Here is a 13,142-nt window from a genome sequence, read left to right as displayed (position 1 = left end):
TCTCTTCATTTATTTAAAATGACTCATAATAATTTCATACGAGTGCTTGCTTGTATAATTATTTTCTAAATAACCTCTAGCGTTAATCCCCATTTGATTTCTTATTTCTTTATTGCATAGCAACTGCAGTTTTTCATTAAAATGTTTAACACTCTTGCTCTCACACCAACATCCGAATTTCCCTTTTTCAATAACTTGTCCAACATCAGTAATTGTATCTGTTGCAGCTAACACAGGCATTGATGATTGCATATAAGACAAGATTCTCGAAGGGAAATTAGGAATGGTAAACCTCTTATCTAGAAATATTAATCCTACATCACATGAATTTGCTAAAATTTCATAATCATTTTTTGGAAGTTGCGCGAACAACTGCGCATTAGTCAATTTTGAATTGTTGAAGAAGGCTTTAAGTTTATTAAACTCAGTTCCTGACCCAGCAATTACAAAATAAACTTGATCATTATTTTGATTTGCCTTTAAACACTCAATTAAGAAATCAATACCTTGAGGTTTTCCAAGATTTCCACCATATACAAATACAGTTTTGTGGAAAGGTATATTATACTTTTCTCTAATTTCCCTAATTTCGGTTACATTCTTTTCTATCTTTACAGGCTCTATACTATTAGGACAAACCTCAACTGATTCATTAGGAATTTCAATATTATTTTTTATGACAAAATCCACATTTGCCTGTGACATACATCCAATAAAGTCTGATTGAGCATACAACTGTTTTTCCTTATACCTGAAATATTTATATATAAGACTTTTTTTACCAAACATATTTAAATCAACAGCATTTTGAGGGAAAATATCTTTTAACAGAAGATATGATTTTGCATTATCTCTTTTCTTTACATAGCTAATGACTCTCCCAAAAGTTATAGGGGGGTTGAATAGATTACTAAATCAAATTTTATATCGTTCATATACTTCTTAATAGCTTTTAAAAATAAGTTTTCTATCATTATCGTTGAGATACCCTTTTCAACAACATTGGTTTTGGTTATATTACCAATTTTGACCCTAAGATACTGTACTCCATTTTCATTTACATATTCGGTTGGTTTTTTCAATCTTTTTTCTCTAGGGCTTACAACATATAAATTGTGACCATTATCTCTAAATTCTCTTAAAAGATCGGTATAAAGTCCTTTATCCTCTACATTAGTAAACCTACCAATTGATAAAAATAAGATATTCATTATGTTTTTCCATCCTTGCGAGAAGTTTGTACCATCCAATTTTTTATTTAAAGCAATTATATACTTCTTAGCCTTTTAGCAGGAACCCCTGCATAAACACTATAATCATCTACATCTTTAATAACTACTGAGCCTGCACCAATAGTGGTATTTCCTCCTATACATGACACTCCTGTCATAATAGTGCTACCCATCCCTATAAATACTTCATTTTCAATTGTTACAGATGCCCCTACTGCTGACATGGTTGAAATTAAACATGCCTTCCCCACTGAAGTATGATGAGCAATAATAACTTTAGGACTAATAATACAATGGTTACCTATTTTCACCTTAGTCCAGATATATGCATTTGCATGTATGTATACACCTTTCCCAATTTCAGCACTTGGACTAATTATTGCCGAAGGATGTATTAATGTTGGAGTCTCTCCACCAAATTTATTGATTTTATCCATTAATTCATTTCTTGTGGAGTTTTTGCCGATAGCTATAACAAATTTTTTACCCTTTATATCATGTTCTTCTAATTCAGATAATCTGCCAAGAACTTTAGAATTCATTACTGTCTTACCTTTTTTTTGATCATTCTCATCATAGAAACCTTCTATGGTGTAACCTAACAATTCAGCTAATTCATACATTACTTCCCCATAAGTTCCTGCTCCAACAATATAAACTTCTTCTTTTTTCATAGTATAGAAAAACACCTCATAATAAACTTTCATGAAATTATTTTTAATCACTTATTCACTGTTCCTCGAAACCTGTCCATAGTTATTTTTTCATTATTATTAACATCTTCTCTCTTAAAGACCTTTGTTATTGTTCTTATCATTAAACGACAATCTACAGTAAAAGTTATATTCTCAACATACTCAATATCATATTTGAATTTTTCCTCCCATGATATTGCATTTCTGCCCATTACTTGTGCTAAACCAGATAGCCCCGGTCTTACATCATGTCTATGTTTTTGATATTCATTATATAGAGGTAAATAATCTATTAATAATGGTCTTGGTCCTATAAGAGACATGTCACCTTTTATAACATTTAATAATTCAGGAAGTTCATCTAATGAAGTAGAGCGCAAAACATTTCCAAATCTTGTATGCCTTAAATGATTTGGTAAAAGATTGCCATTCTCATCTTTTTCATTCGTCATCGTCCTAAATTTATACATCGTAAATATTTCCTCATTCAACCCAGGTCGCTCTTGTTTAAAAATTACCGGGCTCCCAAGTTTAAACTTAACTAGTAGTATAATAATTAAAAACAAAGGAGTAAGAATAATGATAGCAATTAAAGAAAGTATAAAATCCATCGGTCTTTTTAGAAACCTTCTATAAACACCACTTTTATAATTATTCATTATTCTATCCACACTCCCTTAATAATCTTTACAACCCTTTTCAACTCTCCATCCGTAATTTTCGTATCAGAAGGCAAGCAAACACCATTCTCAAACAACTTCTCTGAAATACCCTCACCTACAAAGTCGTATTTCTCAAAGAATGGCTGCAAATGCATTGGTTTCCAAACAGGTCGTGATTCTATATTATCTTCTTCAAGAGCCTCTATAATATCAATCGGTCTTACCTTGCCAGTAAGAGTCATCGAGCTTAACCAATAGTTTGGTTCATCCCACTCATTAATCGGCATAAACTCAACACCTTCAAGTTCACTAAGTTCTTTCTTATAGAAATTATATATATACTTTTTCTTTTCTACTCTTTCGTTTAATACTTTAAGCTGCCCTCGACCAATACCTGCAACAACATTGCTCATACGATAATTAAATCCTAATTCACTATGTTGATAGTGTCGTGCTTGATCTCTTGATTGAGTAGCCCAAAACCTCGCCTTTGCTATTTTCTCTTCATTATTAGAAACCAACATCCCACCAGCGGAAGCAGTAATAATTTTATTACCATTAAAAGAAAAGATGCCATAATCACCAAATGTTCCTGTATGTTGACCTTTGTAGTAACCACCTAACGACTCTGCTGCATCTTCAATGACAACGACATTATGTTTCTTACATAGCTTCATTATTTTATCCATATCAGCCGATAAACCATATAAATGAACTACAATAACTGCTTTAACTTCTGGATATTTCTCAAAAGCTTCTTCCAATGCTTTAGGGCACATGTTCCAAGTCTCAAAATCACTATCTATAAAAACAGGAATTGCATTTTGATAGATAATAGGATTTGCTGTGGCTGAGAAAGTAAGTGATGGACAGAATACAATATCTCCTTCTTCAACTTCCGCTGCTTTAAGAGCTAGATGAATAGCAGCTGTTCCAGAAGACAGTGCTGCAGCAGCTTTAGAACCCACTTTTTCAGCTAATTCTCTTTCAAACCCATTTACGTTTTCACCAAGGGGTGCAATCCAGTTTGTATCAAAAGCTTCCTTTATATATTGCATTTCATATCCCTGATCACTCATATGAGGTGAGGAAAGATAAATTTTTTCGTTTACTTGATTAGTTCCCAATTAGAGTCTTCCTTCCTATTTTGAATAAATTAATAACTTTAGTAGATTAAGACTTAATTGGATCCCTAAGTTTTAATCCAATTAACTGCTAAACTACTAAAAACGTCTGGTACTCAATACGAAATTTTTAATAAGTGAGTTTCAATATCATACTCCTCAGTACTCTGTTCTCTCTGTTTCTTTCCTGCATCTCACTGACAGTTCACCGCTAGACGATAAACAGCCCGCAAGGCAATTACAATATTTTAATACAGGGCATCTAACCCCGCCTCACGCCACACTCCTGACAACAAACGCGTCTAAGGTATTTGAATCCACAGCACAGCCGAGTACATCCATTGATAAAGGTAAGGACACATCACCTATATATGTAAACTAGCTACGAAGTAGCTATAGTAGTCATTAGGTGCCCGCGAGACGCCTCAAATTATGTACAAACAAAAAATTATAAAAAAGCTCAATTGCTATGTTTAACCATCCAACTTGCAGGGTAGATAACTTAGGTACCAAAGGTAACATATCAAACCCTATCAAAATTATTTAAGTCAATATTGTTCTAGGTGTGACACCCAAACACACATAAAAGGGCTAAGACACTACAATATGTCCAACCCTCCCATGCATTCACCTAAACAAACGATTGATTAAACATTTATAACACCTATAAGTTCTAGTTTATCATCTTAAACCGCAAGGTTTAACAAGGGAATCAGAATTAACCCCTAAACCTCAACCCCACTAGCCTTCTCTCTCAAATAAGCCAACAATTCATCCTTAATCTCTTCATTCTCCAAAGCCAAATCAATTGTCGTCTTTACAAAGCCAAGCTTTTCACCAACATCATATCGCTTGCCTTCAAAGTCATAAGCATACACCTTTTGTAGCTCATTCAACATCTGAATCGCATCCGTCAATTGAATTTCTCCACCTGCACCAATTTCTTGTCTATCCAGAAAATCAAAAATTTCCGGTGTAAATACATAACGTCCCATAATCGCCAAATTGGAAGGTGATGTGCCCTGCGCAGGCTTCTCAACAAAATTATTCACCTGATACCTTCTACCCTCTACCGTACTCGGTTCCACAATCCCATATCGATGTGTTTCTTCCATCGGTACTTGCTGCACACCTACAACAGAGCTGCTTGTCTCTTCAAACTGCTCAATCAACTGACGTAAGCAAGGTGTTGCTGAACGAACAATATCATCACCCAACAATACAGCAAATGGCTCATTGCCAATAAACTTACGTGCACACCATACTGCATGGCCAAGTCCTTTTGGTTCTTTTTGTCGGATATAATGAATATCCACTTGGGAAGGCTGCTTCACTTTTTCTAGTAATGTAAACTTTTCTTTTTTTACCAGATTATCTTCCAGTTCAAAGTTATTATCAAAATGATCCTCAATCGCACGCTTACCCTTACCTGTTACAATAATAATATCTTCTATCCCAGAAGCCACAGCTTCTTCCACAATATACTGAATCGTAGGCTTATCAACAATCGGCAACATCTCCTTAGGCATTGCTTTTGTCGCAGGTAAAAATCTTGTTCCCAACCCTGCTGCCGGTATAATAGCCTTTTTGACTGTTTTCAATCAAATAACCCCCATTTTTATTTACCAGTATTGGTTAGTAGGAGTAGGAAGTTAATCCCTAACAGCAGAAGAAAATATGCGAGACTCCTGCGGGAAAAGCAATAGCTGAAGATCCCGCAGGAAGTGGTTTTCTTCCGAGGAAGCTGAAGCATTGCCCGCGGAAAGCGAGTATATTTTCACTCTGCGGTCGCCAAAAGACCCTATCCAAACTAACTCCCCTTCACACTCAACAATGTCTTCTCCATAAACACAATACCCATCAACTTATCCTTCAACTCAACCGCATCATAACCCTCAAACCGATCAATTAAATTAAGGAACAATGCCGCATCCACATCCATCGTCCGACCGACATAAATCTTCTCATACACCGCATCAGGATGCACCTCATCTTCACCAAGAAGCTCCTCATACATCTTCTCCCCAGGCCTGATACCTGAGAACTGAATTGGAATCTCTTCCTCCGAGTAGCCTGATAGTTTGATAAGGTTTCTTGCCAAATCGACAATCTTTACAGGCTCGCCCATATCCAAGACAAAGATCTCGCCACCTCTTGCCAACGTTCCTGCCTGGATAACTAGTCGGGATGCTTCTGGAATTGTCATAAAGTAACGGGTCATTTCCGGGTCCGTTACGGTTACTGGGCCACCTTGTTCGATTTGTTTCTTGAAGAGCGGGATCACACTGCCTCGGCTTCCGAGTACATTCCCAAATCGGACAGCGACAAATTTCGTTTTACTTTTTCTTGCCATATCCTGGACAACCATTTCGGCAACACGCTTGGTTGCACCCATTACGTTTGTCGGATTAACTGCTTTATCTGTCGAAACCATTACAAAGGTACTCACACCAAATGTATCGGCAGCTTCTGCGACATTTTTAGTGCCGACGATATTATTTTTCACTGCTTCATGTGGATTGTATTCCATTAACGGCACATGCTTATGTGCAGCAGCATGATAAATGATCGCTGGCTGCTGTTCTTTGATGACTTCAAACACACGGTCACGATCCTGAACATCCCCGATAACAGGCACGATTTCAATGTTGGCATCTTTGTATCTATTACGTAATTCCATATCAATAGTATAAATGCTAAATTCGCCATGTCCGAATAGCACAATTTTGCCTGGATTGAATTTCATGATCTGTCGGCAGATTTCTGAACCGATCGAGCCACCTGCTCCTGTCACCATTACCGTATTGTCTGTCACATATTCCGAGATTGCGTTAATATCCAGCTTCACAGGCTCCCGCCCAAGCAGATCCTCTACCTCGACATTTTTCAAATGGCTGACAGACACTCTGCCTGTCATCAGATCCTCAATTTTCGGGATCATCTGCACCTTGGCTGTTGTTTTATTACACTGTTCTACAATTTTCTCCAATGCGCCATTCTTCAAGGAAGGAATCGCAATGACGATATGCTGGATCTCCAGATTTTTTACAATGTTCGGAATTTCTTTCACAGTACCTGCTACAGGAAGACCAAACAATTGCATCTTTTGTTTATTTATGTCATCATCTACGAAAGCCACTGGTAACAATTCCTGATTGTTGTGATCATTCTTCAGCTGCCTTGCAATCATTGCTCCAGCCGATCCAGCACCTACAATTAAAGTACGCTTCTGGTTGTCCGCTTTTGCAATATAACGGTCACGATATATCCGCCATACAAATCGGGATCCACCAATTAAAGTGATATGCAGCATCCATGTAATAAGTAATGCTCTACGATAGACCGCAAAGTCATTAAACAGATATTGCACAATCCCCGCCGCAATAATCGACAGCGTAATGGCCTTCACAATCGCTATTAATTCTCCAATACTCGCATAGGCCCATACTTTGTTATACAGCTTATAAATAAATGCGAAAAGATGATGAAAGACTAATAGAGCTATCGCACTAATAATGATCGCATCAAGCTGTGAAACATTTGTCGAAGGATATACAATCCAAGATGCGATAAAAATCGCAGTACTGACAATCAGGGAGTCGAGAATGATCAACAATGTCAGTCTTGTTCGATATGTCAAAGCCTTCGCTCCTTTCTATTCTATAGTAATTTTTCCAATTAATATGTAGGTAATTGTAGATTTTTTTCTACCATGATCTTATTTAATAATTCTATCACATTGCGTCTGCGTTTAATAGGAAATTTTTTGTAAATATGGTTTACATGGACCTTAATTGTCCCTTCCGATAATTGCAGCTTTTTTGCAATGGTTCCATTCTTCAGTCCTTGCTTCATTAAGTAGGCAACCTCTGCCTCCCGCTTGGATAACTCAATATCGAAGTCATACAGCTTTCGGTAAAAGATGTCAAAATTCGCTACTTTCAACTCTTGTAACTCAGATAATAGCGGAGAAATCAGCTTAGAAGGCATAATAAAATGGCCTTCTGCGGCCGTTCGAATTGTCGAAACAATGTTTGTATGTATATGCTCCTTTTTCTCTATGACACTATCAATCCCAGCTTCAATCAACCATAAAGAGCTGCCCTCATGTACTGGTGCGGTCAGAATAATGATGCTTACCCCTGTCAATTCTTGCTTTAAATAAGTGATCGTATGCTGAACTTCTGATTTTTCTATCCCCTCGATATCAAATAGAAGTATTGTTGGATTGGCAAGCACCATTAAACGTCGAATATTCTCTGTATATGTTACAAAATCAATTTGCATATCTGCCTCTTTGTTAATGGATTGTATAACAGAGGGTATATAATCCATTGTGCTCGTGTAGCATATTCTGTCCATCTCTTCTCCCCTAGTAAAAAAGATATATTTCAATAGTACTAAATATTTAGTCATATTTTTAGTTACTTTTACAAATAAAAGTAATAACTTCCATTACTTTCTATTTAACACTTCTTTCAGAAAATTGATATTATGCTTGCGATTCCGGTTTCCAAGTTTATTATAAATTTCACTAATATAATTCTTTACGGTGCCTTCCCCGAGGTATAACTTTTGCGCAATTTGTTTATTCGTCATTCGACTCATAAATAAATACGTAATATCAAGCTCACGCTTTGTCAGATGAATCCCCCGGTTTTCCAAGCGCTTCCCCAATATTTCCTTCTCACTTAATGTAAGCTCACGAATCTTGTTGATTAGTATTCTTGCAGCTTGCCCAGAATAAACAACGTCCCCATCATGCACCTGTCTGATCGAGCGAACCAATGTCTGTGCACGGATTTCTTTTAATAGGAATCCAGCTCCACCAACATCAATCCCCCGTAAAATCAGTTCTTCCTCAGCAAATGAAGTCAGAAAGATTATTTGCACCGAGGGCCAAGCTTCCTTTATTGTGCTTGCTGTTTTAATCCCATCCAGATCCTCCATATGAAGGTCCAGCAGCACCACGTCCGGCGGTTGCCTTCGAATATAGTCAATGGCCTTCTGCCACTGTCAGCCATTGCCGCAACGGCCATGTCCTCTGTATGATTAATGATCGCTGCAATCCCCTCCCGCATTAATGATTGCTCCTCTACAATCAGCACCTGAATCTGTTCCAACTCCCCATCCCCTTTCCACAATGATTGGTCTATTAATTAGTATAGGTCAAAAGGTATACATAATAATGCAAAGCCTTTAGAAATGAATAAATTAGTGTAGGTAGTATTTTGAATTTGAGCTTACCTTTAACTTGATGTAGTGAAAGTATGTATTAATCGTATTAGCCCATCCCTATTTTGTAAGGGGGCCCTGGTAGCAGTATTGTTGGGCATAGGGTGTTAGTAGTGCTTGATTAGCGATGTACGGCTTGTTGTGTTTGTTATGTTGTATTCCGTTTATTTAGAGAAGCCTGTTATGGTCGCATTAACCATGTCTAGTTTTCCTTATGCTCCCATTAACCTCCGCTGCAGAGGGACACTTTCCGCTCCAATCAATTAGTAATTTGTAGTTTCTAATGACTGTAAATGAGTACTTGCTGATAAATGAATTACTCCCAGCGCAGTATTTTTCCGCAGCGAGATGACGCTGCCATTTAGTTTTTAGTCTAAATTCTATTGTTTTTTGACTCTAACCACGATTACAGCGCATAAAAAAAAGACGCACAGAAACTAAGATACAGTCTCTGGCATCTCCCTTTAAAACAAACCGAGGAACTTTTTCCTCTTCACTTGTTCAGGCTCATTCCGATTCACATTTAATCCTTCCACAAGAAGCTGCGCATTCTCCATTAAGAAAAAGCTCGTTTGCGAACCATGTCGCTTACTAACCTCTTCAAACGCCTCCTGCATACAAAAACCTCTGGAAGTTGTATTATGCGCATCAGATGCGACAAAATGCGTTAAGTCCGCCTCAATCAATTGATGAGCAAACTTTTGTACATTTTTGCCAAACTTGCCTGCAATACTTGCAGCAGTCACTTGAGATAATGCACCCTTATCCACAAAATTGTATAAAACAGATGGATGCTCCATGATCTCTCTATTTCTCTCCGGATGAACAATCACCGGCTTAAAGCCTGCTACCTGTATGTCAAACAGCATCTGTTTCGCATAACGCGGCACATGTCCTGAAGGAAACTCCACAAATACATAGTCCGTTTCATTCGCCAATGTCACGAGTTGTCCCGCTTTTAAATGTGTCACTAATTCGCCGTACAAGCGATTTTCCTGCCCTGGCAGCACGAGTAAAGGGATGCCCTTTTCCTGTAAATGACTATTTAGCTGATCTACCGATGGTAAAATCTCTGCTTTTTCATTATTGTATTTTCCATTCTGATGGTGTGGTGTCGCAATGATTGTATGAATCCCATCTGCCACAGCCGCTCTTGCCATCGCCTCACTATCTTCTATTGTTGCCGCACCGTCATCCATTCCCGGTAAAATGTGACTATGAATATCTATCATGTCTTCACTTCCTATTTTTATATCTTTATAGGAAATTATAACAGAAAACATTAGGTACAGACAGGCTATATTAGTCCCATTTTAGAGCGATACAAGCTTATTTCCAGCTTTTCTATTTAGAAAAAATACCCCACTTCTTTTTCATAGCGATTCGTTCTGGCGGATCCATGTACACACCATGTCCAGAAACAATTGCTTCATTATTTTCCATTAGCTGATACGTCGTATGATTACCTACATGCTTTTTGATATCAGCAAGTGCTTCTCTCATATAGAAGCTGCGTTTCTTCACACCATGTGCGTCAGAGCCGATAAAATGAGTCAAATTCGCCTCTAAAAGTTGATAAGCAAACTTTTGCACCTTTTTACCCGTTTTACCCGTAATACTGCCTGCAGTAATCTGGGTTAAAGCACCATTTTTCACAAGCCGATATAACTTATCCGGACTTTCCATCAATTCATGGTTTCGCTCCGGATGCACAATGATCGGCTTATATCCTGAAATCTGCATATCAAACAAAAGTTGGGTCGTATAGCGTGGGACATGCTCTGTTGGCAATTCTACAAACACATAGCCACTTGTTTTGTTTAATGGCAGCAATTCTCCCTTTTCCAGGTCCTCAAGCATCTCCCCATAGATCCTTGTCTCCTGACCTGGCAAAACCTGTACGGAAATATTCTCTTCCTGTAACTTATGATTCAAATATTCCACTGCACCAATAATTTGTTCAGCTGTATTGGTAAACTCCCCGTTTTTGTGGTGAGGGGTGGCGATAATCGTATCGATCCCCTCCTTTACAGCTTCCCTTGCCATTGCCATACTCTCCGTTAATGAACTCGCTCCATCATCTACACCAGGTAGAATGTGGTTATGAATATCAATCATAAAAGCCCCCCTAATAACTTGTTACCCCTTTATGCCCAAATTAATCTTGTTTGTCTCTATTTATATCTGTTTTAATATAATAACAAAAGTAACTGGTTATTTATAGGAAATTATAGTCATAATAAAGTCATGAAAATAGTTAAAAAGTCATGTGTGATGGAAGTCTTTTTCCAAAAAACCGATACTTATTAACTGTTTTCCCTTGTTTTTCCATTTATAAAACATATGACTTTTTAGTACTATATAGGCACGCTGCAGGAGGCGAAAAAGCTGGTATGTGGGAGATTTAGCTAGAGATTGAGAGTTTAGGAGCATGATGAGTGCCCGTTTGAAAAGTGCACCCGCCCGAATGAGAGAGCCAGCAACCACACTCCCCCCCAACCAAAATAGCGCAACAAAAAAACCTCCACACAACATGGAGGTTTTTACAAAATCTATTAATTTGTACCGTAATAGTAGTAATAATTTGCTTCTTTCTTATCACGGTCATTCAGCACCGTGCCTAGTACTCTGGCATTTACAGCTTGCAATGCTTCTATCGCCTTTTCAGCTGCTTCATATTCTGTATGCTTACTGCGAACGACGAGTACAACGCCATCCGCGAGGCCGGACAAAATCTGCGCATCCGCTACGGCAAGTACTGGTGGTGTATCCAATAACACGACATCATACATTTCGCTTGCTGCTTCCAGCATTTTTTCCATTCGCTTGGAAGCTAGTAATTCAGATGGGTTTGGCGGAATCGGGCCACAGGAGATCAAATCAAGGTTCTCCACATCACTGGAGGATACCGCTTCTTCAATAGATGCTTCTCCTACAAGAATATTACTTAGTCCGCGCAAATTGTCGAGACGGAATGTGTAATGGATCGTCGGTTTCCGTAAATCCGCATCGATAAGCAAGACCTTTTTCCCTTGTTGCGCATATACCACAGCTAGATTTGCTGTCGTCATCGATTTCCCTTCGCCTGGACCTGCAGAGGTTACCATGATGCGTCGCAATTCTTCATCTACAGCAGAAAATTGCAGATTGGTGCGGACGGTACGATACTGTTCAGAGATCGGGGACCGTGGCATTAATTTTGTAATTAAATATCTCATTTTATTGCTTTTAGATTGTTTTTTTCTGCGAGCCATTATAGCCACCCCCTCTTAGTTTCTTCCCAGCCTGCATTGCTCCTGGTTCAAAACGGATATCATTTTCTTCAATATGAGAGATGACTCCAAGCACGGGAACTTCCAGTTTTTTCTCAATATCATTTTCTGACTTAATCGTGTTATCCAAGTATTCAAGCAAGAAGGCAAGTCCAACTCCTACCATCGCTCCAAGCACAAGAGCAATCGCAATATTCAACATTGGATTTGGCGCTACTGGTGATGGGTCAGCTGTTAACTGAGCCTGTGAAAGGATTGATACATTATCCACGTTCATCAAATCAGGGATTTTTTCCTGAAAAACTTCGACAGTTGTATTGGCAATCGCGGTTGCAAGCTCTGGATCCGGGTCTGTAGCGGTAACAGTTACTACCTGTGATTGTTCCGCACTCGATACTTCAATTTTTCCGGAAAGCTGTTCTGGTGTGAGATTCAAGTTAAGCTCCTTGGCAACTTCATCCAATATCCGCGGGCTTTTAATAATGACATTATATGTATTGATGAGTTCAATATTTGTACGGATATCATTGGAATTGTATTGCGTATTTGGGTCTTCCTGGCTTTGGGTGACAAGAAATTGAGAGCTGTTTTGATAGGTTGGTGTTAATACAAAATAACTGATCGCTGCAGCAATAATTGCAGCTCCAAGCATCAAGGCAATAATGAGCATCAGCCTTTTTTTAATGACCTCAAATATTTCCTTGAGGGAAATCGTTTCTTCCATGTAAGTACCTCCATTTTGTTTCCAGCCTGAATACGGGGAGAGCTTCATCTACTAGGATGAGGGGGCGATCCATTCGACCAAAGCTTATTCGCTGTTCCTTATTCTATGATTCTGCAAAAGTGATTTTGCAACATATTCTATATATCGACATTATAATCGAAATTATAACACATAATTAGAAAAAAGATGAAGATAATT

At 38.2% G+C, this 13,142-nt stretch carries 14 protein-coding genes; all 14 read right to left on the bottom strand.

Features of this window, described 5'->3' with window-relative positions; genetic code table 11:
* Positions 1–9: 9 nt before the first annotated feature.
* The 14 genes from JCM12304_RS19830 to JCM12304_RS00845 all read right to left on the bottom strand — a co-directional run bounded on the left by JCM12304_RS19830 (position 10) and on the right by JCM12304_RS00845 (position 12,944).
* Positions 10–789 (bottom strand): glycosyltransferase family 4 protein, encoded by a 780-nt coding sequence (locus JCM12304_RS19830; protein ID WP_256200741.1) that lies wholly within the window; start codon positions 787–789, stop codon positions 10–12.
* Between the two features lie 98 nt (positions 790–887).
* Positions 888–1,211, bottom strand: a complete 324-nt coding sequence (locus JCM12304_RS19825) for a glycosyltransferase family protein (protein WP_256200740.1) — start codon at positions 1,209–1,211, stop codon at positions 888–890.
* A 56-nt stretch (positions 1,212–1,267) separates the two neighbouring features.
* Positions 1,268–1,957, bottom strand: coding sequence for an acetyltransferase (locus JCM12304_RS00905; protein WP_060678259.1), 690 nt, complete (start codon positions 1,955–1,957; stop codon positions 1,268–1,270).
* Positions 1,954–2,586, bottom strand: a complete 633-nt coding sequence (locus JCM12304_RS00900; protein ID WP_060678258.1) for a sugar transferase — start codon at positions 2,584–2,586, stop codon at positions 1,954–1,956. The genes JCM12304_RS00905 and JCM12304_RS00900 overlap by 4 nt, the downstream gene beginning before the upstream one ends.
* Complete coding sequence (locus tag JCM12304_RS00895) at positions 2,586–3,668, bottom strand: DegT/DnrJ/EryC1/StrS family aminotransferase (RefSeq protein ID WP_060678318.1); 1,083 nt, start codon at positions 3,666–3,668, stop codon at positions 2,586–2,588. The genes JCM12304_RS00900 and JCM12304_RS00895 overlap by 1 nt, the downstream gene beginning before the upstream one ends.
* 770 nt (positions 3,669–4,438) lie before the next feature.
* Positions 4,439–5,314 carry a UTP--glucose-1-phosphate uridylyltransferase GalU gene (gene galU, locus JCM12304_RS00890; RefSeq protein WP_060678257.1) on the bottom strand — a complete coding sequence of 292 codons (876 nt, stop codon included), beginning with the start codon at positions 5,312–5,314 and terminating at the stop codon, positions 4,439–4,441.
* Positions 5,315–5,523: 209 nt separating this feature from the next.
* Complete coding sequence (locus JCM12304_RS00885; protein ID WP_060678256.1) at positions 5,524–7,353, bottom strand: polysaccharide biosynthesis protein; 1,830 nt, start codon at positions 7,351–7,353, stop codon at positions 5,524–5,526.
* 38 nt (positions 7,354–7,391) lie between these two features.
* On the bottom strand, positions 7,392–8,075 hold the full coding sequence (locus JCM12304_RS00880; RefSeq protein ID WP_060678255.1) for a response regulator transcription factor: 684 nt from the start codon (positions 8,073–8,075) through the stop codon (positions 7,392–7,394).
* Positions 8,076–8,168: 93 nt separating this feature from the next.
* Positions 8,169–8,663 carry a LuxR C-terminal-related transcriptional regulator gene (locus tag JCM12304_RS00875; RefSeq protein ID WP_256200739.1) on the bottom strand — a complete coding sequence of 165 codons (495 nt, stop codon included), beginning with the start codon at positions 8,661–8,663 and terminating at the stop codon, positions 8,169–8,171.
* Complete coding sequence (locus JCM12304_RS19220; RefSeq protein ID WP_060678253.1) at positions 8,624–8,836, bottom strand: helix-turn-helix domain-containing protein; 213 nt, start codon at positions 8,834–8,836, stop codon at positions 8,624–8,626. The genes JCM12304_RS00875 and JCM12304_RS19220 overlap by 40 nt, the downstream gene beginning before the upstream one ends.
* Before the next feature lie 576 nt (positions 8,837–9,412).
* Positions 9,413–10,180 (bottom strand): tyrosine-protein phosphatase, encoded by a 768-nt coding sequence (locus JCM12304_RS00865; protein ID WP_060678252.1) that lies wholly within the window; start codon positions 10,178–10,180, stop codon positions 9,413–9,415.
* A 112-nt stretch (positions 10,181–10,292) separates the two neighbouring features.
* Positions 10,293–11,066: a tyrosine-protein phosphatase gene (locus JCM12304_RS00860; protein WP_060678251.1), complete on the bottom strand. Its 774-nt coding sequence runs from the start codon at positions 11,064–11,066 to the stop codon at positions 10,293–10,295.
* A 437-nt stretch (positions 11,067–11,503) separates the two neighbouring features.
* Positions 11,504–12,202 (bottom strand): CpsD/CapB family tyrosine-protein kinase, encoded by a 699-nt coding sequence (locus tag JCM12304_RS00850; protein WP_060678249.1) that lies wholly within the window; start codon positions 12,200–12,202, stop codon positions 11,504–11,506.
* Positions 12,177–12,944, bottom strand: coding sequence for a YveK family protein (locus JCM12304_RS00845; RefSeq protein WP_019377600.1), 768 nt, complete (start codon positions 12,942–12,944; stop codon positions 12,177–12,179). Before JCM12304_RS00845 ends, JCM12304_RS00850 begins: the two co-directional genes overlap by 26 nt.
* Positions 12,945–13,142 lie beyond the last annotated feature (198 nt).

Origin of the sequence: Virgibacillus halodenitrificans JCM 12304 (assembly GCF_001310895.1) — a bacterium.
Classification (GTDB): Bacteria; Bacillota; Bacilli; order Bacillales; family Amphibacillaceae; genus Virgibacillus_Q; species Virgibacillus_Q halodenitrificans.
This window is presented reverse-complemented; position numbering and strand designations above follow the sequence as displayed.